This window comes from Sinorhizobium sp. B11 (genome assembly GCA_039725955.1).
Taxonomy (GTDB): Bacteria; Pseudomonadota; Alphaproteobacteria; order Rhizobiales; family Rhizobiaceae; genus Rhizobium.
The window spans coordinates 410,752-437,283 of record CP091033.1 but is presented as its reverse complement, the minus strand read 5'-3'; the positions used below and the strand labels follow the sequence as shown (position 1 = coordinate 437,283).

Here is a 26,532-nt window from a genome sequence, read left to right as displayed (position 1 = left end):
TGCGCTGGGGTCTATATAGACCTCTCCCATTTGAGAAGCAGGAGCATGATGATGCAGAAGCGCAAACTCGGCAGCCAGGGACTTGAAGTATCGGCCATCGGCCTCGGATGCATGGGAATGAGCCAGTCCTACGGCCCGGCGGATGAAACGGAATCCATCGCCACCCTTCACCGCGCCATCGAGCTCGGCTGCACCTTTCTCGACACGGCAGAGGTCTACGGCCCCTACAGGAATGAGGAATTGCTCGGCCGTGCGCTGAAGGGTCGCCGCAACGAGGTGACGCTCGCCACCAAATTCGGCTTTCGCCTGAAGGATGGCAAGCAGGTCGGCACCGAGCGCGACAGCCGGCCACAAACCATTCGCAGCGCCGTCGAGGGCTCGCTCAAGCGTCTTGCCACCGACCACATCGATCTCATCTACCAGCACCGCGTCGACCCGGCTGTCCCGATGGAGGACGTCGCTGCTACCGTTGCCGAACTCGTCAAGGAAGGCAAGGTTCGCTATTTCGGGCTTTCCGAAGCCGGTGTCGCCAATATCCGCCGCGCTCATGCCGTCTTGCCCGTCTCAGCCGTTCAGAGCGAATATTCGCTGTGGGAACGCAATTTGGAAGCCGACGTCATCCCCGTTTTGAAGGAACTCGGCATCGGTCTCGTGCCCTTCAGCCCACTCGGCCGAGGCTTCCTGACCGGAGAGGTCAAGCGCGCCGAGGATTATCCGGAAGGCGATTTCCGCCGTGGCGATCCACGCTATCAGGGCGAAAATTACGACGCCAATGTTCGCGCGGCCGAGGCCGTCCGCTCCGTTGCATCCTCGCTCCGAGTCAAGCCCGGCCAGGTGGCGCTCGCCTGGATCCTCCACAAGGGCAGCGATTTCGTGCCGATCCCCGGCACCAAACGCCGCGCCTATCTGGAAGACAATATCGCAGCTGCCTCCATCGCGCTTAGCGCCGAACACATGAAGGCGCTCGATGAAGCGCTTGCCCCCGGCAAGGTTTCCGGCAAGCGCTACAACGACACGATCATGGCGACGATCGACCGCTGAGGGTAGTCAGGCGTCGATATCGGTCGACAGCGTGATCTCCTTCTGTGCTTCCAGCTCGGCAAGCCGCTCGCCCAGAGCCTTGCGGATCGACTGATAGGTCGTGCTGCCAAGCGCAAGTCTTTTGGGTGCCGGTTGTTTTTCGGCCGCCGCGATCATCGCGTCGGTCATCTTCACCGGATCGCCCAGGATCTTGAACGAGCCGCCGGCAATTGCCCTGCGCACCTGGCCGGCCGGCGTGTCCTCGTAGACATCCATCTGCGGCGGCCTGACGAGACCGGCGCCGAAATCCGTGCCCGCCGGTCCCGGTTCGGCAATGGTGATGTCGATGCCAAAGGAAGCAACTTCCTGCGCTACCGCCTCGATGAAACCTTCGATCCCCCATTTGGTCGCGTGATAGAGGCTGAAATTCGGATAGGCGATCTGTCCGCCTTCCGAAGCGACCTGCAGGATGCGACCCCCGCCCTGCTGACGCAGATGCGGCAAGGCCGCGCGGATCACCTGGATGGAGCCAATCAGGTTGGTATCGATCTGATGACGGATCTGCGCATCGCTCACCTCTTCTGCAGCGCCAAACAGGCCGTAGCCGGCATTGCTGACGACGACGTCGATGCGCCCCATCTGCTGAAAGGTGGCGTCGACGACTGCACGAACGGCCCGGTCGTCGGTGACGTCCAGGTTTGCGACCCAGAGCCGTTCGCCATACTGCGCCTCAAGGTCAGCCAGGGCCTCCCGCTTTCGCAGGGTGGCGGCCACCCGATCGCCGCGCGCCAGCAGCTTCTCGGTCATGATCCGGCCGAAACCCGAGGATGTGCCCGTGATGAACCATGTCTTCGTCATCGTCTCTACCTTTCTGATGCCGCTGGATCGCGGCTTGATGACAGCAAAGATAGAGGTGATTATTGATGTGATAATCCGTTCAAACTTGCATGAGTTGTTGAAAAATACCCATGAGTTACCGGCCGACACTTGATGATCTCAACGCCTTTGCGGCAATCGTCACATACCGCAGCTTCCGCAGGGCGGCCGGTGAACTTGGCTTATCGCCTTCGACGCTGAGCCACATGATGCGCAACATGGAGGCGCGCATGGGCGTGCGCCTGCTGCATCGCACGACACGCAGCGTCGCAGTCACCGAAGCCGGCGAAATGCTTCTCGACAGGCTGAAGCCCGTGTTGCGGGATCTTGATCTGGCGCTCGACGCAGTCGGCGAATTCAGCGGTCAGCCAAGTGGCACTCTGCGCATCAATGCCAGCGAGATTGCGGCCCGAGTGCTGATGAATACGGCCATCCCTCTTTTTCTCGAACGTTATCCCGCGATATCGCTCGATGTGGTGACCGAAAACCGGCTGGTGGATATTGTCAGCGAAGGTTTCGACGCCGGCATCCGCCTGCGAGAATCCGTACCGCTCGATATGGTCGCTGTAGAATTCGGGGGAGACGCACGCTTCCTTGCGGTTGCCGCACCCACCTATCTGAGAAATCACAAATCACCGATAACACCGGAGGATCTGAGGCATCACCGCTGCATTCGCCTGCGCATGCCGAGTGGCAAGCTCTATCGCTGGGAGTTTGAAAAACACGGACAGGAAGTGACCATGGAGGTGTCTGGCGCACTGACGCTCGATCATGTGGGACTGATGGCGGAGGCGGCTGCGAAGGGTCTTGGCATTGCGTATGTGGCGGAAAGGGTTGCCCGGCCCTATCTTGCCAGCGGCGCACTGGTCTCCGTTCTTGACGACTGGTGTCCGCCGATACCCGGTCTCTGCCTCTACTATTCCGGTCATAGGCACGTGCCGCAGAGTCTGCGCGCCTTTATCTCCGTCCTGACGGAAGTGGAACGGCACAGCGGCTAGCGCACCGTTCCTGGGCCATCACTGCTGCCCGGTCTGCCTTGCCTGTTCCGCAGAACGGTAGCGGGCCGGTGTTATGCCCCGTCGTGCCTTGAAAGCCTTGCCAAAGGCAGCTTCGGATTCATAACCGACCTCTGCAGCAATATCTGCAACCGTTCGCCGCGTCCGGAGCAGCAGGTCGCTCGCCAGCATCATCCTGATATCGGTCAGGAATGCGCCGACCGTCATTCCGGCGCGCTCGCGAAATTGCCGGGCGTAGGTTGCCCGCGACATGGCCGAATGGCGGGCAAGATCATCAATCGTCCAGGCAAGGGCCGGCGAGGACATTATCGCCACTGCGGATTTGCCAAGCCTGGCATCGCCAAGCAACTGCAACAGTCCCGCCGATGCGATGGGAGAGGCCTTGCCCGCCCTTACCGCCATGATGAAGAGCGAGAGACAAGTCGCGGTGATAATCGCCAATGCTCCCGGCTTCTCTTCAGCTGTTTCCCTGTAGAGCATGGCAACAAGCGTCTTCAGCATTTCCTCCGATTCCGCAGCGAGCGATACGTGAAAGACGTCAGGCAGGCTGTCGAGCAGCAAGGCTGCCGATCCTGGAGCGCAATCAAAATGACCGCAGAGCAGGTCGACATCGGCCTCGCCTTGACCATTTTCGCGCAAGGGCAACATACCGCCCGTCGTAACGCGCAGCGGCTGCATTTCTCCGCGTGGCCGCAAACCGATAATCGCATGCGCGTCGCCGCGCGGCAGCAGCAGAAAATCGCCGGAGCGCAAGGTGATTTCACGACCGGAGCCGAGGCGAATGAGACAGTCGCCGCCCAGGATCAGATGAAACGGCAACGTACCTGCTGCAACGGGTTCGTGATCGATATGAAACGCGCCTTGCAGCCGGCAGCGAATGTCGAGCGTTGGCTGTAGGCGGGCAAGTTCAATGAGGCGGCTTAAAACATCCATGAGACGATCGCGCTAGAAAATGACCTTCCTGAGCATTCAAAGTATCGGCCCTTGCGGTCATAGTCATTTCCGGCAGCAGAGGCAATCACGCCGGTGCTGATTTCAGATGGAGTGACTTTCATGTTGGACTGGAAGGAATATCGCAGCGAACTCTTCGGCCGGATCGGCGAACTCTCCAAAATCGCGCCCGAAACCATCAAAGGCTACCAGACCCTTTCGACGGCCGGGCAGAAGACAAATCACCTCGACGCCAAACAGCGCGAACTGATAGCTCTTGCCGTCGCTGTTACCGTTCGTTGCGATGGCTGTATCGTCGTGCATACAACCGAAGCCCAGAAGCTTGGCGCCACGAAGGAAGAAATTGCCGAAGCCCTCGGCGTTGCAATTTCTGTCAATGCAGGCGCTGCTCTTGTCTATTCGGCTCGCGTCATGGACGCTGCCGACGCTATTGCTAAGTGACGACCACCTGCACTGCCGGTGGGGCGTAGCGCCCGCCGGATCAGCCCGGAGAAACGAAAATGTCGCTGCCCCGCATACCCGCTGCATTCTTTGGCATTGTTCTCGGCGTTGTCGGGCTCGGCAACAGTTGGCGCGCTGCCTCTGCCGTCTGGCCCGTCTCGCCTGGTATAGGCGAGGCGATCAGCCTGCTCGGCTTCGCCATCTGGCTGCTCCTCGTTCTCCTCTACGCAGCAAAATGGCTCATCGCGCCGAAGGAGGCGATGGCCGAGCTTGAGCATCCCATACAGTGCTGCTTTGTCGGGCTGATCGGTGTTGCGACCATGTTGGCAGGAGTTGCTATACTTCCTTATTCGCATATCGCGGCCGAAGCGCTGGCAATGGTCGGATTTGCCGTCACCCTGTTTTTCCTGCTGTGGCGAACCGGGCTTCTGTGGCGTGGCGGACGTGATCCGGTCACCAACACGCCGGTCCTCTATCTGCCAACGGTTGCCGGCTCCTTCGTCACCGCTATTGCGGCAGGTACGCTTGGTTATGCCGATTGGGGCCAGCTCGCCTTTGGCGCAGGGTTCTTCTCGTGGCTGGCGATCGAATCCGTGCTGCTGCACCGGCTGTTGATGGCCCCGGAACTTGCCGCTCCCCTTCGGCCAACTCTTGGCATCCAGATTGCCCCGCCTGCCGTTGGCAGCGTAGCTTATCTCAGCGTCACCGGCGGTGCGCCCGATATGTTCGTGCATGCAATGTTCGGCTACGCCATTCTGCAGGTTCTGATTGTCGGCCGTCAGCTGCCCTGGATCATGCAGCAGCCCTTCGCAGGCTCATACTGGGCCTTCACCTTCGGCCTGACGGCGCTTTCGACTGCCGGCTTGCGTCTGATGGGACATGGCGACACTGGAGCGATCAGCCATCTTGCGCCGGTGATCTTCATCCTGGTCAATATCGCACTTGCGCTTATCGCGATCGGCACACTGTGGCTGCTGCTTAAAGGCAAGCTCCTTCCCGCTCCCGTCCGGGCCTGAAAGCCCGAACGATTTCAGGTCCTTGCCAGCTCCTGCTGCAGATCGACCACCGCCTTGATCGGCAGGTGGTCGGACGCCATGCGGGCGAGCGGAGTGTCATGCACCTCCACTGCGGAGATGATCCCTTTCCGGTTGGCAATGATGCGGTCAAGCGCCAGGACCGGCAAGCCGGCCGGAAAACTCGGAACGGCGGGCGGCAGCGGACCGAAGGCCATCTGAAAGGTGTGAAGAGACGAGCGGTCACCGAGCCGCCATTCGTTGAGATCGCCAAGCAGGATTGTCGGCATTTCATGACGGTCGCTGATGAGATCGACCAGCGTCTTTGCCTGTTGTGCCCGCGAATGGCGCAGCAGCCCGAAATGGGCGGCAATGATGCGCAGTTTGCCGCCAGATTCGAGCTCTATTTCCGCAACCAGTGCGCCACGGGGCTCCAGGCCCGGCAGCTTCACCTGATGCACGTCATGCACCAGGCCCTTTCGCACGAGCACCACATTGCCGTGCCAGCCATGTGCTTTCACAGCCCCTGAAATTGGAACAGGAACAAGCCCGGTATCGCGCTCCAGCCGGGCGAGATCGAGAATGCCGGTACGCTCGCCGAAGCGCGTATCGGCTTCCTGCAAGGCGATCACATCGGCATCGATCTCATGGATGACACGGCTCGTGCGTTCCGGATCGAAGCGTCGATCGGTGCCGACGCATTTATGGACATTGTAGGAGGCGATCAGCGTTCCGTCACTGCGCGGCTTCAGCCCGGCACGCCAGGTCTCGACGCGTTTCTTCCTGTTCTTGATGGAAGCGATGATACTGGCGGGGAGACTGTCTTTCTTTTTGGCTTGCATCGGAAGGAACGCCGGCTCCATTGCTCGAAAAGCTTTTTTCCCAGATTATAGGCAGCGCAATAAAACTTGCCATGCCGCAATCACGAAAACTCGTTCAAAGATACGGCGAACCCAGCCAAAGCACCTTTTCGAGAAGCCGCACCAGGAAGGGCCGCGACCACAGCCCCTCAAGCGTCACGGGCGTGGCGGACTTGATGGCATCGTCTATGCGCTCATCGATTTCGCCGGCAAAGCCCGCATTCAGTACTTCAAGATCCACCTCGAAATTCAACCGCAGTGAGCGCGGATCGAGATTGGAGGAGCCGACATAGGCCCAGGTTCCATCGATGGAGAGCAGCTTAGAATGGCTGAAGCTGCCGGTCGAACGCCAGATGCGGCAATAATTCCTGACCATCTGGTCGAACTGCGCGGTCATCGCCCGGTCGACCAGAACGAGATTGTTGGCGGCGGGCACGACGATATCGACCTCCACGCCACGCCGGGCTGCTGTTGCCAGCGCACTGATCAGCTCCCGATCCGGCAAAAAGTAAGGCGACATGATCCGGATCGACTGGCGCGCTACGGAAAAGGCGCCCATCAGCATCTTGTGGTTCGTCTCCACGCTCCGGTCCGGCCCGGAAGCGACGACACGCATGAAGACCGGATCGCCGCGCTTGCGTTCTGGCCGATCGATGCGCCAAGCCTCCGCGTTCAGGACTTCGCCTGTCGTGAAACGCCAATCCTCAGCCGCGACGTCGAAGAGATCGGCAACCGCCGGGCCGCTGACGCTGAAATGCGTGTCGTGGGCAAAACTCCCGCCGACCGCCTCCTCGCTGAAGCCTTCGCGGATATTCATGCCGCCGGTCAACGCGGTCTTTCCATCCGCGATCAGGATCTTGCGGTGAGTGCGCAGGTTGGCATAGGGCAGCCTGAGCCCCATGATGACATTGCCGTTGAAGACATCGACGGTGACGCCCCCTTCCTTCAGGTACCCGAGAATGCTCGGCACCGAATAGCGTGCCCCGACGGCGTCGATCAGTACACGCACTTCCACGCCGCGCCTGACGGCTGCAATCAGCGCGTCGGCGATGCGCAGCCCGATCCTGTCGCGGTCGAAGATATAGGTTTCGAGCAGGATGCTGCTCTGCGCGTCATCGATTACCGTCTTCATTGCTGCATAGGCTTCGTCGCCGTTTTCCAGCATGTCGATCGTATTGCCTGTCGTCAGCGGGTAGCGCGTAACGCGATCGCCGAGCGTCTGCAGGGCAGCAAAACGCCGGCCGAACTGGCTGATGACGGCTTCAGTCTCCGCGTCGAATTTCTCGAGCTCGTCCAGATCGGCGGCAGGCAGCAGCGCATCACGCCGAAGGCTCAGCGACTTGCGGCGGATACGGTTGATGCCGGCAATCATGTAAAGCAGCGCGCCAACGATCGGCGAGAGGATGATGACGCCCACCCAGCCGGTTGCAGCCCGGACCTCTTCCTTGGTCATGGTGGCATGGATCGCCGCCGCTGCCCCCATGGCAATCGAGATGACGAAGAGGATATGCGGCCAATAGGTCGACAGCAGCTGAAACATCGCCACAGCATATAGCCGCGAATGGCCTGCGTTCAATCAGTCCGAAGCTCGCTTACGACGCGAATTTTTCAGATGCTTAATTTGCCGGCTCAATATCTATGGCAAAGACAACCGAATGGGGCGGCAGCGCGCCGTTCTCGGCAGGCTTTGCTTCCCGGCCGTAGTGCTCGTAGATCACAGTTCCCGCGATTGACGGCAGGACCAGTGCCTGCCCTGACAAATTGGCGCGGAGCGCCAGCGTCAGGTTGGCAAACTTCCACCAGACGGCGACCGCCCCTTCGGGCGCTTCGAGCACACCGCTCTCGATGGCCCAGTTTTGCCGCAGCAGCGGCACGATATAGGTCTTGCGCAACTTCAGGAGTTCGGCGACGAAAGCCAGGCTTTTCCGACCCTCTTCGTTCTCCCGCCGTTGCCAGTCGAGTTTTGAATTTTCGAAGGTCGAAGGCGCATTTGGATCAGGCAGATCGGCCACGCTTCTGCCGGCCTTCAATCCGCCGAAACCCTCGGCTTCCGCCATGCGACCCTCGCGGACTATCTTGGCGAGTTCGCCCGTGTAGTCGGTGAAGAAATAGAAGGGCCGCCTCTCCCCGTACTCCTCCCCCATGAAGAGAAAGGGAATATGAGGTGAAAGCAGGAGGATCGCGGTCAACGCGTCCAGCATCTCGGGATCGGAAAGGCTCACCAGCCGTTCGCCGAACGCACGGTTTCCGATCTGGTCGTGGTTCTGCAGGAAATCGACAAAGGCCGTCGGCGGCAGGTAGCGGCGTTCGCCAACGGGTAGCTCCGGCCGATCGGTTCGATCGGGATAAATGAAGCCGTGCTGGAGCGCGAGGCGAAGCTTTTGCCAGAGCTGATCGGCGAAAGGCTTGTAGTGACCGATGGTTTCGTCGGTCGCGATGATGTGGGCCACATGATGAAAATCATCATTCCATTCGGCCTTGTAGGCTTTGGGAGCGCCGGTCTCGTCGCGGACAAGCAGTTCCACGAGATTGCGTTGGTCTTCGACGACCAGATGAACCTGCCTGTCGGCGAAAGCAGCTTTCACTTCTTCCGCAATCGCTAAGAGCACATGCTTTCCGGAGGTATCGTGGATTTGCTCGACGGCATCGAGCCTGAGCCCGTCCAGCCGGAATTCACCGATCCAGTAGAGTGCGTTCTCGATGAAAAAGCGCCGCACCGGTTCCTGACCGAAATCGATCGCCGCACCCCAGGGCGTTTGCCGATCCTTATGGAAGAAGCCGGGCGCATATGTCTGCAGGTAATTACCCTCGGGTCCAAAATGATTGTAGACGACGTCGAGCAGCACCATGAGGCCGAGCCCATGTGCCGCGTCGATGAAAGCCTTGAAATCGCCAGGCGTCCCATAAGCGGAATGCGGCGCGTACTGCAGCACGCCGTCGTAACCCCAGCCGTGATTACCGGCAAATTGCGCCACCGGCATCACTTCGACCGCAGTGATGCCGGTTTGCGCAAGATGCTTCAGTTTCTCCGCTGCCGCCCGGAACGTACCCTCGGGTGTAAAGGCGCCGATATGGATTTCGCTGATCACGGCCTCCTCCCAGGGGCGCCCGCGCCAGCGCGAATTTTGCCATTGGTAGCGGGGATCGACGATCAGCGACGGGCCGTCCACCTTGCCAGCCTGCGCCCGCGACGCTGGATCCGGGACGGCTTTTCCATCCGAGAGGACGAACATGTACTCGTCACCGGCGACGGCTTTCGTCACAGTCGCCTCGAGCCAGCCGTCTCCAGCATCATGCATCGGAATATCCCGGCCACGATGGCGCAGCGAAATCGCATTCTCGCTCGGCGCCCAGAGACGAAAATGTGCGCTCCCGTCCGCCAGCAACTCTGCGCCCCAGCACCCGGTGCTTTCCATGTTCGTTCCGTTCTTTGAGATCTGGCTCATCCCTCACCCCGTATGGTTCCAGTCAGCACCAAATTCCTGAGGCCCCGGGTTGTTCCGAACAGGCAGGAACAATCGGTTGCGTGACCGGTTAAGAGTGGAAGCCAAGAGATTGCCGCCATGAACATCGCATCGAAATTTGGCCCTGCCTTCACGCTTGAAAGCGCCGACGCCGCCAGCCTCGACCAACTTGAACATCAAGCGCAAGGCTGCACACGCTGCGAACTCTACAAGAACGCAACCCAGCTCGTCTTCGGCGAGGGATCGCAGAAGGCCGACATCATGCTCGTCGGCGAACAACCTGGCGACAAGGAGGATATTGCAGGCCGCCCTTTCGTCGGCCCTGCCGGACGCCTGCTCGACATCTGCCTCGAGGAGGCCGGGCTCGAGCGCTCGCGATGCTACGTCACCAATGCGGTCAAGCACTTCAAGTTCGAGCCTCGCGGCAAGCGCCGCCTGCATTCGAAACCCAATGCGGGGGAGATCCAGCGCTGCTCCTGGTGGCTTGGCGCCGAAATCAATCTTGTGAGGCCGCATCTCGTCGTCGCACTTGGTGCGACGGCGCTTTACTCTCTTCTCGGCCCGAAGGTGAAGCTGACGCCCGAGCGCGGTCACATCCTCACGCCGGAGAACCATCCGCCGGTTCTCGTCACTATCCACCCTTCCTTCCTCCTGAGGATCCGCGATGATGAGGATATCGCGCGCCAGCGCGCGAATTTCATCGCGGATCTGCGCCACGCTGTTCAATATCAAGGCAACTAGAACGAGTTATTGCCTATAAATATTGCAACGCAAAAATATTCCCGATTTACTTGGCAAATCCACTTGAAACCGGCCCGATAGTCTGGAACCTTTTCAATAGTATCGCGTTCGGACGACGGCATGTTGTGACTGGAGATCAGCGATGGCAGAAACTCGGGATGAGTGGATACAAAAACGTGCATATGCCCTCTGGGAAGAAGAGGGACACCCGACGGGAAGGGATTCCATCCATTGGGAAAAAGCAAGGGCTGAGCATGATGCGCTCAAGGGGGTATCAAAATCTCCAAACGGCAAGGAAGTGAAACCTCGGGCGAAGCGGGCCGCGGCAGCCAAGACGCAGGCACCGGCAGCAGCCGAGATCACGAATGATGGCGAAGCCAAGAAACCTGCCAAACGGGCGGCGGCAAGCACGAAGACGAACGGCATCATCAAGCCGGCCTCAAAGCGGACGGCCGTACGCAAGTCGGCTTCCTGAAGAGAAATCTTCAGATGTTGATGAAAAAGGGCGCCTTCACGGCGCCCCTTGGCTTTTTTTGTCATAAGTTTGAATTAGTTGCGCGCTAATAAGGTCATGAAGCGCCAGCTTCTGTGCGGGGGTGACCACAAGCCGAATGAAACGTCCGTCTGGACAGCTCTTTAAAAAAGCTGCGTCCGCCCCTCGAAACGGGGAACAAGAGTATTTCCCGGCTGTTTATGGGCAAACAGGGAAGTCGTCATGACCCGCCGTTTAGCCCATCTCCTCATCATCCCTATTCCCGCGGTTTCCGGCTGCGGTTTTCCAGCTTCGGTGTGAGGGATGGAGATGTCGCTTCTTCTCATCGCTGCGGTGCTTTACATCGGTTTCGCGCTGGGACTTATCCTTTTCGTCGACAATATTGTCGGCGTTTTTTTTCGCGATCCGCGCAAACCGAGTGAGCTTCGTTCCTTTGCGCTAAGCCGCGCTTTCATTACCTCTCGAAAGCTGGATCAAGAATAACAAATATAAACGATCTCATTGAAAGTATTCGGCACCTATCCGATTAACGATATTTTCAGCTTGCTCTTTCCCTCGTGATCGACGCCTCTATTTTGCCATGGACCGGCGGATGAGGAATGAAAGCGATTTTTGATGGCACGGGTGGGGAGCCGCTGGCCGGGAGGCGATAGCGAAATCGGAAATTTGTTGCGCCGGAATGGTTTGGATGCAGCCGGCGTCGGATCAGTTGAAGCATGGCCAAGTTCCCTCCGACATATTGCGGAAATGGTTGTAAATTCCCGCCAGCCGAAATTTGTCGCCTGGGGTCCCGAACTCGCTTTTATTTATAACGACGCCTATGTCGCGATTTTTCCCGAACGGCATCCTGCCGCCCTCGGAAGGCCGTTTCAGCAAGTTTGGTCGGATATCTGGCCGCAATTCGAACCGATTGTGAAGGCCACGCTAAACGGCCAGTCGCAGCTCTACAAGGAACTGCACGTTCCCATGCGGCGCGAGGGGCAGACGGAAGATACCTGGTTCACTTTTTCATACACGCCGCTGCGGGACGACGACGGCAAGGTAGCCGGCATTCTCTGCGCGACCATGGAAGTGACGGATCAGGTACTCGCAAAGCGCCGGGAGCGCCTTGCGTTGGATGAAGCGCAGGAAAAATCCGCAACACTCGCCGTCGTCAATCGCGCCGGCTCGGCAATCACGGCCGAGCTCAATGTCGACCGCCTGACGCAGATCGCCGTCGATGCAGGAGTGGCGTTGACGGCTGCTGAGTTCGGCGCCTTTTTCTACAATGTCGATGACGGCGAAGGCGGCAGTTATATGCTTTACGCGCTGTCGGGTGTCGATCGCAAACATTTCGACAAGTTTCCGATGCCGCGCAACACCAAAGTCTTCGCACCGACTTTCGGCGGCGAAGGCGTCGTTCGATCCGACGATATCCTGCTTGATCCACGCTACGGGCAGAATGCGCCCTATTCCGGCATGCCGAGCGGCCACCTTCCTGTGCGCAGCTATCTCGCCGTACCCGTAAAGTCCCGCGATGGCAGCGTCATTGGCGGCCTTTTCTTCGGTCATAGCCAGCCCGGTCGTTTTTCGGATGCTGCCGAGGCAAGCCTCATCAGCCTGGCCGGCCAGTCCGCCGTCGCAATCGACAATGCCCGGCTCATCCGCGCGGCCGGGGTCGAAATTGCCCAACGCCGTGAGGCCGAGGACCAACTCCGCAAGCTGAACGAAACGCTTGAGGTTCGTGTTGCTACCGAAATTCTCGAACGCCAGCAGGCCGAGGCGGCTTTGCAGCAGGCGCAGAAGATGGAATCGATCGGCAAGCTCACTGGCGGCGTCGCGCACGACTTCAACAACCTGCTGCAGGTTATTTCGGGCAATCTCCAGCTTCTCGGCAAGGATGTGACGACCAACGGCCGAGCCAAAGAGCGTATCTCCAACGCGCTGTCCGCCGTCGAGCGCGGATCGCGGCTGGCCAGCCAGCTTCTCGCCTTCGGCCGCCGCCAGCCTTTGGAGCCAAAGGTCGTCAATATCGGTCGCCTCGTCTCTGCGATGGATGACATGCTGCGCCGCGCGCTCGGCGAGGAAATCGAGGTGGAGACCATGGTTTCCGGTGGCCTCTGGAACAGTCTTGCCGATCCGATACAGATTGAAAACGCGCTGCTGAACCTTGCGATCAATTCACGCGATGCAATGAACAGCGCGGGCAAGCTCACGGTCGAGGTTGGAAACGCCTTTCTGGACGATTCCTACAGCCGTACCCATCCGGAAGTCGCGCCTGGCCAATATGTGGTACTCGCCGTCACCGATACAGGCTCAGGCATGCCACCCGAGATCATCGAGCAGGCTTTCGAACCGTTCTTCTCCACCAAGCCGGAGGGCAAGGGCACCGGTCTCGGCCTCTCCATGGTCTACGGTTTTGCCAAGCAGTCCGGTGGCCATGTGAAGATCTATAGCGAAGTCGGCGAAGGCACGACGGTGAAGCTCTATCTTCCCCGCTCATTCCAAAGCGAGGACCGGATCGCCAACGGCGACAATGCTCCGGCGACCGGCGGCACCGAGACGGTTCTGGTCGCCGAAGACGATGAGGGTGTGCGCGCAACTGTGGTCGAGATGCTGACCGATCTCGGATATTACGTGCTGAAAGCCAAGGACGCACAGAGCGCGCTGACCGTGATCGAGAGCGGAGCGCATATCGACCTGCTCTTTACCGATGTCGTCATGCCTGGTTCGTTGAAAAGCCCGGAGCTCGCGCGCATGGCCCGCGAGCGCCTGCCCAATGTCGCAGTGCTTTATACGTCGGGCTATAGCGAAAACTCGATCGTCCACGGCGGCCGCCTCGATCCCGGCCTTGAACTCCTTTCAAAGCCCTACACACGGGAAGCCTTGGCGCGGAAAGTTCGCCACGTTCTCGCCAATCAGGCGCAACGGCGCCAGACCAACCCGGTGCCCTTGCCGGGCGGCGGACAGCCCCGCGGCATCGTCCAGGCCAGGCTGAAGCTTCTGCTGGTGGAGGATGATACTTTCATCCGCATGGACACTGCCGAAATACTGCAGGATCTCGGTTATGATGTAATCGAAGCCGACAGCGGCGAACAGGGCATCGAACTCCTGCGCGGCATCGATACGAATATAGATATCATTGTTGCCGATGTCGGCCTTCCGGGCATGTCCGGCCCAGCCTTCGCAGCGCTGGCGCGCGAAGCGTTCCCTTCGGTCGGCCTCGTCTTTGCGACCGGCAACAGCAATCTGCCGGATGCGAACCGCTTTTCCGGTTCCGTGCTGCTGCCAAAGCCCTTTACCACTTCAGCGCTCGACCGCGCAGTGAAGACCGCAGCCCGGCAGCGCCCCATCGCCTAGAGCCGCACCGCTTGGGAACCACTGAGTTCCGGATACCTTACGAACAAGTCCTTCCGGTTCATGCGGCATGTTTCCTGATTTCGCTCTCCTCGCAGCGGAGCGCGAAATCCCGGAACTTTTGGGAAAGCCAGCAGTTCAGTTTCATTCACACACGTCAGAGGAGGCAGCCATGCCGAAAGGTGACAAATCCGCCTACACGGATAAGCAGAAGAGGAAGGCCGAGCATATCGAGGAAGGCTACGAGGACCGCGGCGTTTCTCACGGGGAAGCCGAGCGCCGAGCCTGGGCAACCGTCAACAAGGAAAGCGGTGGCGGCAACAAATCCGGTTCGGGCCGAGGCAAGAAGGATACGCACGAATCCTCCGAGAAGGGCGGGCGCATCGGCGGCCACGCTTCTGCGTCCCGTTCGAAAGAAGAGCGCTCAGCATCAGCCAAAAAGGCGGCCGCCACGCGCAAGCGCAACGACCAGCACGCCCACCACTGAGAGGCCAGCGATCAGAAACAAAGCGGCGGGTGCGCAGGCTTGGCGTTTCTCCGAAGGATTTTTACGATGGCGAAGAAGACCAAGAAATGGTCGCAGGACGTGACCGAAAACAGTGATGCGATGGACCTCAAAGAAGGCGTTTTCAAATCGAGCAATCCGAAAAAGATAGCAGAATCACTGAAACAGTCGGCTGAAAGCAGCCAGCGGCGCAAATCGAGCCCCTTCCGCTCGGCCATGTCGATGCTGACCTTCTACATCAACCGCGCCGGTGACCAGTTGACGAAGAAGCAGAAAGGCACACTTGAAAAGGCGAAGGGTGAATTGCGCAAGGATTTCGGACGCGAATCCGGACACTGAGAAACTACGAGGGCAGATGGCTTACGAACTCTATTACTGGGACGGCATTCAAGGCCGTGGCGAATTTGTGCGGCTGGCCCTCGAGGAAGCGGGTGCCGAGTATATAGACATCAGCCGCCAGTCGGGTCGCGGGCGCGGCACTGGCGCCATGCTTGCCGTCATGCAGAGCGATGGCGAGGCGCTGCCCCCCTTTGCCCCGCCCTTCCTGAAAGACGGCGATCTCATTATCTCGCATGTCGCCAACATCCTCCTCTATCTAGGCCCCAAACTCGGGCTGGCGCCTGACGACGAAGGGCTACGCTATGTCGTAAACGGCCTGCAGCTCACCATCACCGATTTTGTGGCCGAAGTGCACGACACACACCATCCGATCGCGACCTCGCTCTATTACGAAGATCAGAAGGAAGAAGCGAAGGCCCGGTCTGCCGCCTTCATCAAGGAGCGTATTCCGAAATTCCTCGGCTATTTCGAAAGGGTGCTGAACCAGAATCCGGAAGGCTCGGACTATATCGTCGGCAATGCGCTCACTTATGTCGATCTCTCGCTGTTCCAAATCGTCGAGGGTCTCGTCTACGCCTTCCCGAAAGCGATGAGCAATTATCGCGGCAGTTATCCTCTCCTTGCGGCCCTTCGCGACAGGGTCGAACGCCGCCCCAACATAACTCACTACCTCAGATCCGATCGCCGCCTTGCCTTCAACACGGAAGGAATTTTCCGCCATTATCCGGAACTCGACATTGGCGTTTCCTGATCGGCTTCCTTGGATTTTTCGGGAACGATTAGTGCCGCCGTCGGTTTCGCCTTTGATCCCGAGTTTCGACACGAAGGAAAGAAGAAGTAATGCCTTCCATCAAATCCGCAAAAATCCTCATCCTCGCCACCGACGGTTACGAACGCTCCGAACTCCGCGTGCCCTTGGACTAACTGACGAGGCGTGGTGCCTCCGTAAAGATCGCGTCCATTAAGGAGGGTCAGATCAAGAGCTGGGACAAGACGGATTGGGGCGACACCGTGCCGGTCGACTTGCAGGCCAAGGACGTAAACATCGAGGATTTCGATGCGCTGGTCTTGCCGGGTGGCCAAATCAATCCCGACAAGCTGCGTATCGACGACAATGCCGTGAGAGTTGTCCGCGAATTCGTCGAATCCGGCAAGGTCGTTGCCGCCATCTGTCATGCGCCGTGGCTGCTGGTTGAAGTCGACGCCCTGCATGGCCGCCAGGCTACCTCCTATTGGTCGATCAAGACCGATGTGAAAAATGCCGGAGCGAGCTGGAAAGACGAGAAGGTCGTAACCGACGAGGGCATCATCACCTCCCGCTCACCCGACGATCTCGAAGCATTCGTCAACAAGATCGTCGAAGAGGTCGAGGAAGGCCGCCACGAGAAGCGCGCCGCCTGACTTATACTCCTGTTGAACTCGAAGCCCGCGGCCTGGCCGCGGGTTCTTTTTGTCATTCGGGAAGCGGGTGGCGCGTCAGAAAGTCCAGCATACGATTTTCATCTGCCCGCAGTCCCCGCAGGGGCTCGGCATCGCCCTCTTCCAAGGTCTCGCTGGAACCTGACAGGGCAATGATCGACGGATGGATATAGCTGGAGCGCGAGATTGCCGGCGTATTGTGCAGCGCCTCCGCCGCAGCCTCCGACATTTCTTTCACGCTCGGTCGCCGCCCCTCGGACATGGCGCTGCGCGCCGCGCCGAAAGCTGCAAGTGAGCCCGCCCAGGTGCGGAAGGTCTTGGCCGAAATGGTGATGCCTGAAATCTCCGCGAGATAGGCATTCAGCCGACCGGAATCGATCGGCTTCAGCGCTCCGGTCTCGTCCTTCCAGACAAAGAGCTGCCGCCCCGGCAAGTCCGCAATCTCCTCCAGGATTTTCTGCAGGCGCGGATGTTTGAGGCTGCGTTGTACGCGCTTGCCGCCTTTGGCCCGGAACTTCAGCTCGATTTGGCCATCGACAATCTTCAGATGGCGCTTGAGAAGCGTCGTCGCGCCGTAGGTGCCGTTTTCCTTGACATAGGCCTGATTGCCGACGCGCAGATGGGCTTCATCAAGCAGGGTCGTCAGTGCCGCGAGTACGCCGTCGATATCGTTGGCACCGGTGTCGAGATGGCGCAGGACCGTTCGCCGGATTCTGGGCAGCGCCCTGCCGAACTCGACAAGCTGATGGAACTTGCCGGCACTTCGGAAAGACTGCCAGTCCTTGTGATAGCGGTACTGCTTGCGCCCACGCGCGTCATAGCCCGTTGCCTGCAGGTGGCCGTTCTCGTAAATGCAGATCCAGACATTGTCATAGGCCGGTGGCAGGCCCAGGGCCTGTATGCGCGCACGCTGGAGTTCATCGGCAAGTGTCGTGCCGTCCGGCAGCTGGTAGCTGAAACCCTTGCCTTTTCTTCGCCTGCGGATGCCCGGTTCGGTGTCGCTGACATAGACCAGGCCTAGCTCAGTGATGACTTCTGCATTCATTGCTGCTTATCGACCTGTTACTTGCTCCGGCGACCGAAGTGAAACCACCTGTGTCGCTCGGCCTTGCTTGCATCCTTGGGCGGCTGGGTCTGCCCCTTGGGTGCAAAGATCGCAATGCTTTGGGCATAAACCACGATCGGAGCCTCCGGCTCATGCAGCTTGAATGCATCTTTCTCGGCGCCGGTGTCGAGAACCCGCGCCCACTGGTTCAAGCCGTTGACCTCGGGCAAGTGCACCTCGCAATCGCCGCCAGCGTTGAACACCAGATACAGATCGTCCATTTCTTCCGTGTCCGGAGAATGTGCACTCTTTGAGAGATAGACGCCAAGCACCTGCAGCCCGTCATCGTTCCAGGCGCCGTCATCCATGAAACTGGCATCCGGCTTGTACCAGGCGATTTCAATACGACCATCATCGGTGCTGTCGCCGGTCAGAAAGCGCTCCTGTCTCAGGACCGGATGAGCCCTGCGGAACGCGACGGCCTCCCGGCAGAAATCGAGGAACGCGTCATCGAGGCCGTCCCATTTCGTCCAACCTATCTCGTTGTCCTGACAGTAGGCGTTGTTATTGCCGCCCTGGCTGTTGCCGACCTCATCGCCGGCAAGGATCATCGGGACGCCCTGGGAGAGCATCAGCGTCGCCATCATGTTGCGGCGCCGGCGAGCCCGCAGCCTGTTGATATCGTCATTATCGGTCGTTCCCTCGGCCCCCATATTGTCCGAATGATTGTCTGAATGACCGTCCCTGTTATCCTCGCCGTTTGCCTCATTGTGCTTGTCGTCGAAGGAAACAGTGTCCATCAGCGTGAAGCCGTCATGCGCCGACAGCAGATTGACCGATGATGTCGCTCCGCGATCGGAGTGATTGAACTGCACGGCCGAACCGGTGATGCGCTGCGCGATCTCCGACACCATGCCGCTATCGCCCTTCCAGAAACGGCGCACATCGTCACGGAACTTGTCGTTCCACTCGCGGAACGGATGCGGGAAGCCACCAACCTGGTAGCCGCCGGCGCCGACATCCCAGGGCTCGGCGATCAGTTTCACCCCGGCAAGGATCGGATCCTGGCGGATCGCGCCAAAGAAGAGCCCCTGCCGGTCAAACTCCAGATCCTGCCGACCAAGCGTGCTGGCGAGATCGAAGCGGAAACCATCGATATGCATCACGCCGACCCAGTAACGAAGGCTGTCGAGCACCATGCGCATGACCATGGGATGGGCGACGTTCAGCGTATTGCCGGTGCCCGTCGTATCGAAAGTATGGCGCGGATCGTCGGGCGAGAGGATATAATAGCTCGCATTGTCGAGACCACGAAAAGACATGGTCGGTCCCTTCTCGCTGCCTTCGGCCGTGTGATTATAGACGACGTCCATGATCACTTCGATGCCGGCGGCGTGGAACTTCTTCACCATGGTCTTGATCTCGGTGATCTTGTCGCCCGAGAGATAACGTGTCTGCGGCGCGAAGAAACCGAGCGTCTGGTAACCCCAGTAATTGGTGAGCTTCTTCTCTTCGAGATAGCGATCATTGGGGAAGAACTGGATCGGCAGAAGCTCGATGGCGGAAATACCGAGCTTGACGAGATGATCGATGATCGGATCGCTACACATGCCGAGGAAGGTGCCGCGCAGTCGGTCCGGCACTTTCGGATGCAGCATCGTCAGGCCGCGCACATGCGCTTCATAGACGATCGTTTCCGTCCACGGCCGACGGATCGCCTGCTCGCCGTCCCAGTCAAAATCCGGATCCTGCACAACGCCCTTGATCATGAAGGGCGCACTGTCACGCTCATCGAAAGAAAGATCGTCCTCGCCAATTCTGTAGCCGTAGAGCGCATCGTCCCATTTGAGATCCCCAAGCACCTGCTTGGCATAGGGATCGAGCAGCAGCTTGTTGGGATTGAAGCGATGTCCGTTCTTCGGATCGTAGGGACCGTGCGCGCGGTAGGCATAGACCGTGCCCGGGCCGACGCCGGCGATGTATCCCGACCAGATATCGCCCTCACGCTTCGGCAGGGGTAGTCGCGCGACTTCCTTTTTGCCGTCTGGGGAGAAGAGGCAGAGCTCCATTTGCTCCGCATGCGCGGAGAAAACAGCAAAATGCGTACCTGAGCCGGTATATTCCGCCCCCAGTTCCGGTTTCAGGAAGTCGAGTTCGGAAAAGGAAAAGCTCATGACGCCCCCGCTTGTTGAATGGCCAAGCGGGAAACGTCATTGCAGTGCGAAAGTTCCGTAGATAGCGATCCTTACAGCCCCATCAGGGCATCAACTGACCGCCATTGACCTCGATGATCTGGCCGGTGATGTAACCCGACAAAGTCGGCGAGGCGAGGAAGAGATAGGCGCCGACGCAATCTTCCGACGTGCCGACGAAGCCCATCGGAATCGATTTGCGCTGCAGTTCCATCTGCTCGTCATTTGTATAGCGCTCGTGGAAGGGCGTTGCGATGACGCCCGGCGCGACCGCATTGACGCGGATCTTGTCGGCGACGAATTCCTTGGCGTGACCATGGGTTATCGTCGATACGAAGCCCTTTGAAGCCGCGTAGAGGATTGCGCCATTGCCGCCGCCGTTGCGCGCCGCAATCGACGTGGTGTTGATGATGAAACCGCCCTGCTTCTTCAGCCAGGGATGGGCCGCGCGCGTTGCTGCGAGCACCGAGCGCGCATTGAGGTTCATGACCTTCTCATAATGCTCGTCGGTATATTCTGCGGTCGGCTTGCGGCCGAGCATGCCGCCGGCATTGTTGATGAGGCCATCGAGGTGGCCGAATGTCTTCGCCGTCTCTTCGACGACGCGTTCCGTTTCGCCTTCCCTCGACACGTCGCCATGCACTAGATGAACGGAGCCGCCGGCTGCCCGGATCTCGTCGGCAAGCTGTTCTGCCGGATCACGGCTTGAATTGTAATGCACACCGACCTTGGCGCCCTGCGCAGCGAAGGCGCGTGCGACGGCGGCGCCGATACCGGTGGAGGCACCCGTAATCAGCACGGCCCTGCCGGCGAGATCAGGAATTTTGATGGATGCAAGTGATTGAGCAAGATCTGCCATGGCGACGATAGCCTCCCGAAAAACCAAGGACATAGGTGATGAAACGATATGTGCCAGTCTTAACAGGCGAGATCACGAAAGAGCAATGCACGAAAGAGCGAGATGGATACAGCTGGGGCAACCGGTACTGCCGTTGACAAATGGCCGACAGGCCATAGTCTCGGCCTTCTCGTCGCGGTGAGGGATACCGCTCTTTGAGGGGAAAACATGCTCAAGCCCGTGAAATGGCTGCTTTTTCTATGTCTTGCTTTCGGTCTTTCAGCCCACAGGCCGGCCGATGCGCAGACGCTCGACACGATCAACCAGAGCAAGACCATCCGCCTTGGCTATATCGCCGACGAGAAGCCCTTCTCCTTCAAGACGACGGACGGCAGCCCTGCCGGCTATGCGATCGATCTCTGCCGACGCATTGCCGACGAAGTCGGCCGGAGCGTGCCCGGTCTCAAGAAAGGCTATGTCGAAACAACGCTGTCCGATGGTTTTAACGCGGTGAAGGATGGCAAGATCGATCTTCTTTGCGGTGCGACCACGATCAATCTTGCCAGGCGCGAAAGCGTCGATTTCTCCCAACCCATCTTCCTGACGGGTGCCAGCGCGCTGCTGCGCAAGGATTCGCCTGATTACCTGCAGATTCTCTTTCTCGACAAGCGACCCGTCAGCGCTGTTGACCTGAAGTCGCCGGCCCGGAGTTCGATCGGCGTGCGCGCCGGCACGACAACGGGCGCGACACTGCGCGAGGCCATCGGCCCCGACGTCCCACAGACCCGTATCGTCGATTTCGCGACGCATGAAGACGGTTTGAAGGCGCTCGAGGATCACAAAATCGATGCCTATTTCGCCGATCGCTCCCTTCTGATCGGCCTTGCTGACCGGGCGGGCAACCCCGCCGAACTGGAACTCGGCAGCCGCCTTTTCACGCATGAGCCCTATGGCATCGCCATGCGGCGAGACGATTCCGCCTTTCGGCTTCTCGTCGATCGCACGCTGACGGGGTTCTATATGTCGGACGATTTTCCAAAGCTGCTCAAGACCTATTTCGGTGCCGAAGCCCCGGCCCTGCGCAGCGAAATCATGATGCAATCGATCCCCGAATAAGCGGATTCAAATCCGCTCAAGCGCCACGGCAATGCCCTGGCCAACACCGATGCACATGGTCGACAGCGAATAGCGGCTACCGGTTTCGCCAAGTTCCAGTGCTGCCGTGCCGGTGATACGGGCGCCGGACATGCCGAGCGGATGGCCAAGCGCAATTGCCCCGCCATTGCGGTTCACACGCTGATCGTCATCGGCAATGCCGAGTTCACGAAGCACGGCGAGGCCCTGGCTTGCAAAGGCCTCGTTGAGTTCGATCACGTCGAACTGTTCCTGCTTCAGGCCGAGACGCCCCATCAGCTTGCGCGAAGCCGGCACCGGGCCGATGCCCATGACACGCGGCGGAACAGCCCCGGCCGCACCGCCGAGAATACGGGCAATCGGCGTCAAGCCATATTTCCTGGCTGCCGCCTCCGACGCGATTATGAGGGCCGCGGCCCCGTCATTGACGCCCGAGGCATTCCCGGCCGTCACGGTGCCGCCCTGACGGAAAGGCGTCGGCAACTTGGCGAGCGCTTCCATGCTGGTCGCACGCGGATGCTCGTCCTTCGCCACGATGATCGGATCGCCTTTTCGCTGCGGGATGGTCACCGGAGTGATTTCCCTGGCAAGCCTGCCGCTTGCCTGTGCGGCCGCGGCCTTTCCCTGCGAGCGCACGGCGAAAGCGTCCTGGTCCTCACGGCTCACCTTGTAATCCTCGGCAACGTTCTCGCCGGTTTCCGGCATGGAATCGACGCCATACTGCTTCTTCATCAAGGGATTGACGAACCGCCAGCCGATCGTCGTGTCGTGGATTTCGGCAGCACGCGAAAAAGCAGTATCCGCCTTCGGCATCACGAAAGGCGCGCGTGACATGCTCTCCACGCCGCCGGCGATCATCAGTTCGGCCTCGCCTGATCGGACGGCACGCGCTGCGGTAGTGACGGCATCCATGCCCGACCCGCAGAGCCTGTTGATCGTCGTGCCCGGCACAGATACCGGCAGACCGGCGAGAAGCAGCGACATGCGCGCAACGTTTCTGTTATCCTCGCCCGCCTGATTGGCGCAGCCGAAGATGACGTCGTCGACCGCCTCCCAGTCGACCGATGCATTCTTCGCCATCAGCGCCTTCAGCGGAACGGCGCCGAGATCATCGGCGCGCACGGAGGAAAGCGAGCCGCCATAACGGCCGATCGGCGTGCGGATATAATCGCAGATAAAGGCTTCGGTCATGGACTTGTCCTCAAAGTTCGGGAACGACGAGGTCGGCAACCGGCCCCTCGATATGAAGCTGCGCGCCAGTCATGGCCTGCAGTTCTTCGACGGACATGCCGGCAAGTTTTTCGCGCAGCACGAAACGTCCGTCCTTGATGTCGATGACGGCGTGGCTCGTATAAATGCGGGTGATGCAAGCCACTCCCGTCAGCGGGAAGCTGCATTTATCGACCAGCTTCGGCTCGCCGTTCTTGGTGACGTGTTCGGTGATGACGCAGACCTGTTTGGCGCCGTGCACCAGATCCATGGCGCCGCCGACTGCCGGCACGCCCTTGGCACCGACGCGCCAATTGGCGAGATCGCCATTCTGAGCGACCTGATAGGCGCCGAGGATCGCAACATCGAGATGACCGCCGCGCACCATCGCAAAGCTGTCGGCATGGTGGAAGAAAGCCGCACCCGGCTTTAGCGTGACCGCCTTCTTGCCAGCATTGATAAGGTCCCAGTCCTCCTCACCTGATGGCGGCGCCTCGCCGAAATTGAGAATGCCGTTTTCCGTGTGGAAGATCGCCTGCCGGCCCGGCGGCTGATAGCGGGCAACCATTTCCGGAAAGCCAATGCCGAGGTTCACATAGGCGCCATCGGCGATGTCCTGCGCCGCCCGCCAGGCGATCTGGGCGTTGGAGAGCTTGATATCTTCTCTGGTGTCGACGGTCATATGTAGGCCACCCCGGCTCGAATGAGCTCTTCTTCCTGTTGCGGATTGGCGATCTGGACGAGGCGGTCGACAAAGATGCCGGGTGTGACGACATGCTCGGGATCGATGCCGCCGGCCGGCACGATGGTCGAGACCTGCGCGATCGTCTTGGCAGCGGCCATGCACATCAGCGGGTTAAAGTTGCGGCCTGCCTTGTTGTAGGTCAGGTTGCCGTGGACATCGCCGACTTGCGCCTTGACGATCGCGAAATCGGCCTTCAGCCAGCGCTCCTGCACATAATGGCGGCCATCGAACTCGGCGATGACCTTGCCGTCTGCAAGCTCCGTCCCGTAGCCCGTTGGAGTGTAGAAAGCAGGAATGCCAGCCCCGCCGGCGCGGATGCGCTCGGCGAGCGTGCCCTGCGGCACCAGCTCCAGTTCGATTTGCCCGGCAAGGTACCTGTCGGTGAAGGCACGCGGGTCGGATGAGCGCGGAAAGGAGCAAATCATCTTCCGCACCATGCCTGCATCGATCATGGCGGCGATGCCGATCCGGCCATTACCGGCATTGTTGTTGATGACCGTAAGGCCCTTCGGTCCCTTGTCGATCAGGGCGTGAATGAGTTCGATCGGCGCGCCGGAGCCGCCGAAACCACCGATCATGACGGTGGCGCCATCGCCGATTTCGGAGATGGCTTCCGCCGCGCTCCTGATTGTCTTGTCCATGCGGGATTTCTCCTTGCCGGATGAGGCCGTCTCGTGCCTCCCTGAGGATAGGGATAAGGCGAGAGCCGCTCCATCCGCAAGACTTTTGTGCGTTATTTGATATTTGTTCGCATATCGCACAAAGCACGACAGGTAGATGCGCACAAGCGACGGGTTACGCAGAAAGTGGTGCGTGCCCATGGCGGGGAGCCATCCACCGGATGTCATAGCAAGCCAATGCTCTATGAAGTCAAATCGTCAGCAAGGCGGGCCTAAGCGCGGCCGCAGAGAGAATATTCAAGAAGACGAAGACACGGTTGCGCTGACACCGGACTGCCTAGATGTTGGAACTCTGGCCGGATTGTTTTCAACCGTGTCGCTCTGCCTGGCCTAGCGTCCTCTGCTTTCGCGTGAGGCAGGCAGTGTCGTGCTTTCCCAATGCCACTCGACATTTCCGGGCACAAAGCCGAGTTTGAGGTTCCTGCGACCAATAATTCGGCGGCTTCCGGTGTTGGGTGCCAGGTGGTCGATATCCGTCAGGAAGGCGTCGAAACTGTCGCGCCAGCGTGGATCGATATGGTGGTCGGACGAAAGCATGCGTCGATACTGTTCCCGAAGGAACTTGTGCTTATGAGTTTTTGGCATGGCGCTCAGATGGGAATGCTGGGGTGTGGGAGCAATAGTGAGCGGGCCGTATAATTTGAGTTTAGGTTCGTTGTAAAGTGCCTCTTGCCGGCAAAACTGATCAGCCGTCGCTTTCCTTCGGCCGGTTGGGCTCGGTCGAACCCGGCCGCGAGACGACGTAAGCAGCGCTAGCCAGGATCGATGCACCGACGGCGATCGCGAGGAAAACCGACGGCTTCGACGCGATCAGGAATACCGCGTATCCAACCGACATCCCTGTCAACGCCAACATCTTGGATTTACGAGAAATCGAGCCGTTCTCGCGCCAGTCGCGCAACGGGCCGCCAAATCGGCTATTCATCAGATAGGCCTCCAGACGCGGAGAGGAGCGGCTGAAAAACCATGCTGCCAGGATCAGGAAAATCGTTGTCGGCATAAGCGGAAGGATGGCGCCGATAATGCCGAGGCCGACCATCACAAGACCAAGGCAAAGATAGACGGCCCGCTGCAGCGGGCTGCGCGATGGGCCTGGCGTAGAACTCAATTCACATACTCCCCGTCAGACCACCATCTTCCGTCGCCATATTCAACAATCCACCCGCGTTAGCATAATTTGCCGTCGACGGTCGCCCGGCTGACGCGTAAGTTCATCGAACCATCTTCAGAGAACACCCCAGACATCCGAGCGGAACTCTACCATGACGGCCCACGATTTCGTCGCAACTGCCTTTTACAACGTTCTTGGAACCTTGCCTCCGGCTTTGACGATCGCGAGCGGTGACACGGTCGTCACCCGCACGCTCGATGCCTGGGGCTACGACGAGAACGAGGTTCAGCGAGCGCACGGTCCAAACCCCATGAACGGGCCAATTCTCGTCGAAGGCGCCGAGCCCGGAGATAGCCTCAAGGTCGAAATTCTGGACATGAAACCGACAAGGGACATGGGCTTCACGCGCAGTGTTCTGGCGGCAAATGTCATCGACCCTGAGGCGGTTCGTGATCTTCCGAGATCCGAAAAGACACTCTGGCATATCGATCGACGCGCGATGACCGTCCAACTGAAGGAACCGGTTGCCGGCATCGAAAAGCTGGTTCTGCCGCTCTCGCCGATGATCGGCTGCTTTGGCGTGGCACCAAGCCACGGCCAGGCGATCTCGACGGCTACCAGCGGCGCCTATGGCGGGAACATGGATTATCGCCTGCTCGGTCCGGGCGCGACGATCTGGTTCCCGATCTCGGTATCAGGCGCATTGTTCTTCCTCGGCGACTGCCACGCCGTTCAGGGTGATGGCGAAATCGTCGGTACCGGCGTCGAGACGACGTTTGAGGTGACAGTCCGTCTCACCGTCGAAAAACAAAGGTCGATATCCTGGCCGAGAGCCGAAATTGCCGATGATATCATCGCCATCGGCAACGCCAGGCCGCTGGATCAGGCATTGCAGCATGCGACGACCGAAATGCTGAATCTGCTTGTGGCGGATTACGGCCTGTCGAAGGTGGCAGCCAGCCATCTGCTCGGCCAGGTGGTCCGCTACGATATAGGCAACGTCTTCGACCCCGCCTATACAGTCGCCTGCCGGATAGCGAAGAAATGGCTCCCGGTACGCTGATCCATAACCCATCCGATCATAGATCCCGCGAAGCCACACTT

The 26,532-nt window shown here is 59.5% G+C and carries 26 protein-coding genes and 1 pseudogene; 14 read left to right on the top strand and 13 right to left on the bottom strand.

The window, feature by feature from the left end; all coding sequences use genetic code 11:
- Positions 1-45 precede the first annotated feature (45 nt).
- Entirely contained in the window at positions 46-1,041 is a 996-nt protein-coding gene (locus LVY75_01985) for an aldo/keto reductase (protein XAZ20757.1), read from the top strand.
- 6 nt (positions 1,042-1,047) lie between these two features.
- Here the strand turns inward: LVY75_01985 and LVY75_01980 are convergent, their stop codons facing one another.
- Entirely contained in the window at positions 1,048-1,878 is an 831-nt protein-coding gene (locus LVY75_01980; GenBank protein XAZ20756.1) for an SDR family oxidoreductase, read from the bottom strand.
- A gap of 110 nt (positions 1,879-1,988) precedes the next feature.
- On the opposite strand from LVY75_01980, the gene LVY75_01975 reads away from it, so the two are divergent.
- Complete coding sequence (locus LVY75_01975) at positions 1,989-2,894, top strand: LysR family transcriptional regulator (GenBank protein ID XAZ20755.1); 906 nt, start codon at positions 1,989-1,991, stop codon at positions 2,892-2,894.
- 18 nt (positions 2,895-2,912) lie between these two features.
- On the opposite strand, the gene LVY75_01970 is transcribed toward LVY75_01975, so the two are convergent.
- The gene (locus LVY75_01970) at positions 2,913-3,845 is read right to left on the bottom strand and encodes an AraC family transcriptional regulator (GenBank protein ID XAZ20754.1); all 933 of its coding nucleotides are present in this window, start codon (positions 3,843-3,845) and stop codon (positions 2,913-2,915) included.
- Positions 3,846-3,965: 120 nt separating this feature from the next.
- Here LVY75_01970 and LVY75_01965 point away from each other — a divergent pair, with 120 nt between their 5' ends.
- Positions 3,966-4,304 carry a carboxymuconolactone decarboxylase family protein gene (locus LVY75_01965; GenBank protein XAZ20753.1) on the top strand — a complete coding sequence of 113 codons (339 nt, stop codon included), beginning with the start codon at positions 3,966-3,968 and terminating at the stop codon, positions 4,302-4,304.
- Between the two features lie 59 nt (positions 4,305-4,363).
- Complete coding sequence (gene tehA, locus LVY75_01960; protein XAZ20752.1) at positions 4,364-5,320, top strand: dicarboxylate transporter/tellurite-resistance protein TehA; 957 nt, start codon at positions 4,364-4,366, stop codon at positions 5,318-5,320.
- A 14-nt stretch (positions 5,321-5,334) separates the two neighbouring features.
- Here the strand turns inward: tehA and LVY75_01955 are convergent, their stop codons facing one another.
- The 3 genes from LVY75_01955 to treZ form a co-directional block, all read right to left on the bottom strand.
- Entirely contained in the window at positions 5,335-6,159 is an 825-nt protein-coding gene (locus LVY75_01955; protein XAZ20751.1) for an endonuclease/exonuclease/phosphatase family protein, read from the bottom strand.
- Between the two features lie 94 nt (positions 6,160-6,253).
- Complete coding sequence (locus LVY75_01950; protein ID XAZ21292.1) at positions 6,254-7,717, bottom strand: phosphatidylserine/phosphatidylglycerophosphate/cardiolipin synthase family protein; 1,464 nt, start codon at positions 7,715-7,717, stop codon at positions 6,254-6,256.
- 76 nt (positions 7,718-7,793) lie between these two features.
- The gene (gene treZ / locus LVY75_01945) at positions 7,794-9,623 is read right to left on the bottom strand and encodes a malto-oligosyltrehalose trehalohydrolase (GenBank protein XAZ20750.1); all 1,830 of its coding nucleotides are present in this window, start codon (positions 9,621-9,623) and stop codon (positions 7,794-7,796) included.
- 117 nt (positions 9,624-9,740) lie between these two features.
- Here treZ and LVY75_01940 point away from each other — a divergent pair, with 117 nt between their 5' ends.
- The 8 genes and pseudogenes from LVY75_01940 (at position 9,741) to LVY75_01905 (ending at position 16,456) form a co-directional block, all read left to right on the top strand.
- The gene (locus LVY75_01940) at positions 9,741-10,382 is read left to right on the top strand and encodes a UdgX family uracil-DNA binding protein (protein XAZ20749.1); all 642 of its coding nucleotides are present in this window, start codon (positions 9,741-9,743) and stop codon (positions 10,380-10,382) included.
- A 142-nt stretch (positions 10,383-10,524) separates the two neighbouring features.
- Complete coding sequence (locus LVY75_01935) at positions 10,525-10,857, top strand: DUF2934 domain-containing protein (GenBank protein XAZ20748.1); 333 nt, start codon at positions 10,525-10,527, stop codon at positions 10,855-10,857.
- Positions 10,858-11,178: 321 nt separating this feature from the next.
- A complete protein-coding gene (locus LVY75_01930) occupies positions 11,179-11,358 on the top strand; it encodes a hypothetical protein (protein XAZ21393.1) in 180 nt (59 codons plus the stop codon).
- 132 nt (positions 11,359-11,490) lie between these two features.
- Positions 11,491-14,214: a response regulator gene (locus LVY75_01925; GenBank protein ID XAZ20747.1), complete on the top strand. Its 2,724-nt coding sequence runs from the start codon at positions 11,491-11,493 to the stop codon at positions 14,212-14,214.
- Positions 14,215-14,383: 169 nt separating this feature from the next.
- Entirely contained in the window at positions 14,384-14,698 is a 315-nt protein-coding gene (locus LVY75_01920) for a plasmid stabilization protein (GenBank protein ID XAZ20746.1), read from the top strand.
- A gap of 66 nt (positions 14,699-14,764) precedes the next feature.
- Positions 14,765-15,055: a DUF3175 domain-containing protein gene (locus LVY75_01915; protein ID XAZ20745.1), complete on the top strand. Its 291-nt coding sequence runs from the start codon at positions 14,765-14,767 to the stop codon at positions 15,053-15,055.
- A gap of 16 nt (positions 15,056-15,071) precedes the next feature.
- On the top strand, positions 15,072-15,806 hold the full coding sequence (locus tag LVY75_01910; GenBank protein XAZ20744.1) for a glutathione S-transferase: 735 nt from the start codon (positions 15,072-15,074) through the stop codon (positions 15,804-15,806).
- Between the two features lie 89 nt (positions 15,807-15,895).
- A pseudogene (locus LVY75_01905) lies at positions 15,896-16,456 on the top strand (type 1 glutamine amidotransferase).
- A 52-nt stretch (positions 16,457-16,508) separates the two neighbouring features.
- Here LVY75_01905 and LVY75_01900 read toward each other — a convergent pair.
- From LVY75_01900 to LVY75_01890, 3 genes are all read right to left on the bottom strand, one after another.
- Entirely contained in the window at positions 16,509-17,519 is a 1,011-nt protein-coding gene (locus LVY75_01900) for a DNA topoisomerase IB (GenBank protein XAZ20743.1), read from the bottom strand.
- A gap of 17 nt (positions 17,520-17,536) precedes the next feature.
- The gene (gene glgX, locus LVY75_01895) at positions 17,537-19,693 is read right to left on the bottom strand and encodes a glycogen debranching protein GlgX (protein ID XAZ20742.1); all 2,157 of its coding nucleotides are present in this window, start codon (positions 19,691-19,693) and stop codon (positions 17,537-17,539) included.
- A gap of 82 nt (positions 19,694-19,775) precedes the next feature.
- A complete protein-coding gene (locus LVY75_01890; GenBank protein XAZ20741.1) occupies positions 19,776-20,570 on the bottom strand; it encodes an SDR family oxidoreductase in 795 nt (264 codons plus the stop codon).
- A 207-nt stretch (positions 20,571-20,777) separates the two neighbouring features.
- Between LVY75_01890 and LVY75_01885 the strand changes: the two genes are divergently transcribed.
- Positions 20,778-21,665, top strand: a complete 888-nt coding sequence (locus LVY75_01885; protein ID XAZ20740.1) for an amino acid ABC transporter substrate-binding protein — start codon at positions 20,778-20,780, stop codon at positions 21,663-21,665.
- A 6-nt stretch (positions 21,666-21,671) separates the two neighbouring features.
- Here LVY75_01885 and pcaF read toward each other — a convergent pair whose 3' ends face one another.
- The 5 genes from pcaF to LVY75_01860 form a co-directional block, all read right to left on the bottom strand.
- Positions 21,672-22,874 carry a 3-oxoadipyl-CoA thiolase gene (pcaF, locus tag LVY75_01880; protein ID XAZ20739.1) on the bottom strand — a complete coding sequence of 401 codons (1,203 nt, stop codon included), beginning with the start codon at positions 22,872-22,874 and terminating at the stop codon, positions 21,672-21,674.
- A 10-nt stretch (positions 22,875-22,884) separates the two neighbouring features.
- Positions 22,885-23,574, bottom strand: coding sequence for a CoA transferase subunit B (locus tag LVY75_01875; protein XAZ20738.1), 690 nt, complete (start codon positions 23,572-23,574; stop codon positions 22,885-22,887).
- Positions 23,571-24,278, bottom strand: coding sequence for a 3-oxoacid CoA-transferase subunit A (locus LVY75_01870; protein ID XAZ20737.1), 708 nt, complete (start codon positions 24,276-24,278; stop codon positions 23,571-23,573). Before LVY75_01870 ends, LVY75_01875 begins: the two co-directional genes overlap by 4 nt.
- 369 nt (positions 24,279-24,647) lie before the next feature.
- Positions 24,648-24,854, bottom strand: a complete 207-nt coding sequence (locus tag LVY75_01865; GenBank protein XAZ20736.1) for a hypothetical protein — start codon at positions 24,852-24,854, stop codon at positions 24,648-24,650.
- 148 nt (positions 24,855-25,002) lie between these two features.
- Positions 25,003-25,425, bottom strand: coding sequence for a YbaN family protein (locus LVY75_01860; protein XAZ20735.1), 423 nt, complete (start codon positions 25,423-25,425; stop codon positions 25,003-25,005).
- Between the two features lie 154 nt (positions 25,426-25,579).
- Between LVY75_01860 and LVY75_01855 the strand changes: the two genes are divergently transcribed.
- A complete protein-coding gene (locus LVY75_01855) occupies positions 25,580-26,491 on the top strand; it encodes an acetamidase/formamidase family protein (GenBank protein ID XAZ20734.1) in 912 nt (303 codons plus the stop codon).
- Positions 26,492-26,532: the final 41 nt, after the last annotated feature.

Coding starts and splice junctions, on each gene's coding strand:
- LVY75_01910 (XAZ20744.1), top strand. CDS start 15,072: ATGGCTTACGAACTCTATTACTGGGACGGCATTCAAGGCCGTGGCGAA.
- LVY75_01915 (XAZ20745.1), top strand. CDS start 14,765: ATGGCGAAGAAGACCAAGAAATGGTCGCAGGACGTGACCGAAAACAGT.
- LVY75_01890 (XAZ20741.1), bottom strand. CDS start 20,570: ATGGCAGATCTTGCTCAATCACTTGCATCCATCAAAATTCCTGATCTC.
- LVY75_01975 (XAZ20755.1), top strand. CDS start 1,989: ATGAGTTACCGGCCGACACTTGATGATCTCAACGCCTTTGCGGCAATC.
- LVY75_01985 (XAZ20757.1), top strand. CDS start 46: ATGATGATGCAGAAGCGCAAACTCGGCAGCCAGGGACTTGAAGTATCG.
- LVY75_01875 (XAZ20738.1), bottom strand. CDS start 23,574: ATGACCGTCGACACCAGAGAAGATATCAAGCTCTCCAACGCCCAGATC.
- pcaF (XAZ20739.1), bottom strand. CDS start 22,874: ATGACCGAAGCCTTTATCTGCGATTATATCCGCACGCCGATCGGCCGT.
- LVY75_01970 (XAZ20754.1), bottom strand. CDS start 3,845: ATGGATGTTTTAAGCCGCCTCATTGAACTTGCCCGCCTACAGCCAACG.
- LVY75_01900 (XAZ20743.1), bottom strand. CDS start 17,519: ATGAATGCAGAAGTCATCACTGAGCTAGGCCTGGTCTATGTCAGCGAC.
- treZ (XAZ20750.1), bottom strand. CDS start 9,623: ATGAGCCAGATCTCAAAGAACGGAACGAACATGGAAAGCACCGGGTGC.
- LVY75_01955 (XAZ20751.1), bottom strand. CDS start 6,159: ATGCAAGCCAAAAAGAAAGACAGTCTCCCCGCCAGTATCATCGCTTCC.
- tehA (XAZ20752.1), top strand. CDS start 4,364: ATGTCGCTGCCCCGCATACCCGCTGCATTCTTTGGCATTGTTCTCGGC.
- LVY75_01965 (XAZ20753.1), top strand. CDS start 3,966: ATGTTGGACTGGAAGGAATATCGCAGCGAACTCTTCGGCCGGATCGGC.
- LVY75_01865 (XAZ20736.1), bottom strand. CDS start 24,854: ATGCTTTCGTCCGACCACCATATCGATCCACGCTGGCGCGACAGTTTC.
- LVY75_01920 (XAZ20746.1), top strand. CDS start 14,384: ATGCCGAAAGGTGACAAATCCGCCTACACGGATAAGCAGAAGAGGAAG.
- LVY75_01870 (XAZ20737.1), bottom strand. CDS start 24,278: ATGGACAAGACAATCAGGAGCGCGGCGGAAGCCATCTCCGAAATCGGC.
- LVY75_01885 (XAZ20740.1), top strand. CDS start 20,778: ATGCTCAAGCCCGTGAAATGGCTGCTTTTTCTATGTCTTGCTTTCGGT.
- LVY75_01980 (XAZ20756.1), bottom strand. CDS start 1,878: ATGACGAAGACATGGTTCATCACGGGCACATCCTCGGGTTTCGGCCGG.
- LVY75_01940 (XAZ20749.1), top strand. CDS start 9,741: ATGAACATCGCATCGAAATTTGGCCCTGCCTTCACGCTTGAAAGCGCC.
- LVY75_01855 (XAZ20734.1), top strand. CDS start 25,580: ATGACGGCCCACGATTTCGTCGCAACTGCCTTTTACAACGTTCTTGGA.
- LVY75_01925 (XAZ20747.1), top strand. CDS start 11,491: ATGGCACGGGTGGGGAGCCGCTGGCCGGGAGGCGATAGCGAAATCGGA.
- LVY75_01950 (XAZ21292.1), bottom strand. CDS start 7,717: ATGTTTCAGCTGCTGTCGACCTATTGGCCGCATATCCTCTTCGTCATC.
- LVY75_01935 (XAZ20748.1), top strand. CDS start 10,525: ATGGCAGAAACTCGGGATGAGTGGATACAAAAACGTGCATATGCCCTC.
- LVY75_01930 (XAZ21393.1), top strand. CDS start 11,179: ATGGAGATGTCGCTTCTTCTCATCGCTGCGGTGCTTTACATCGGTTTC.
- glgX (XAZ20742.1), bottom strand. CDS start 19,693: ATGAGCTTTTCCTTTTCCGAACTCGACTTCCTGAAACCGGAACTGGGG.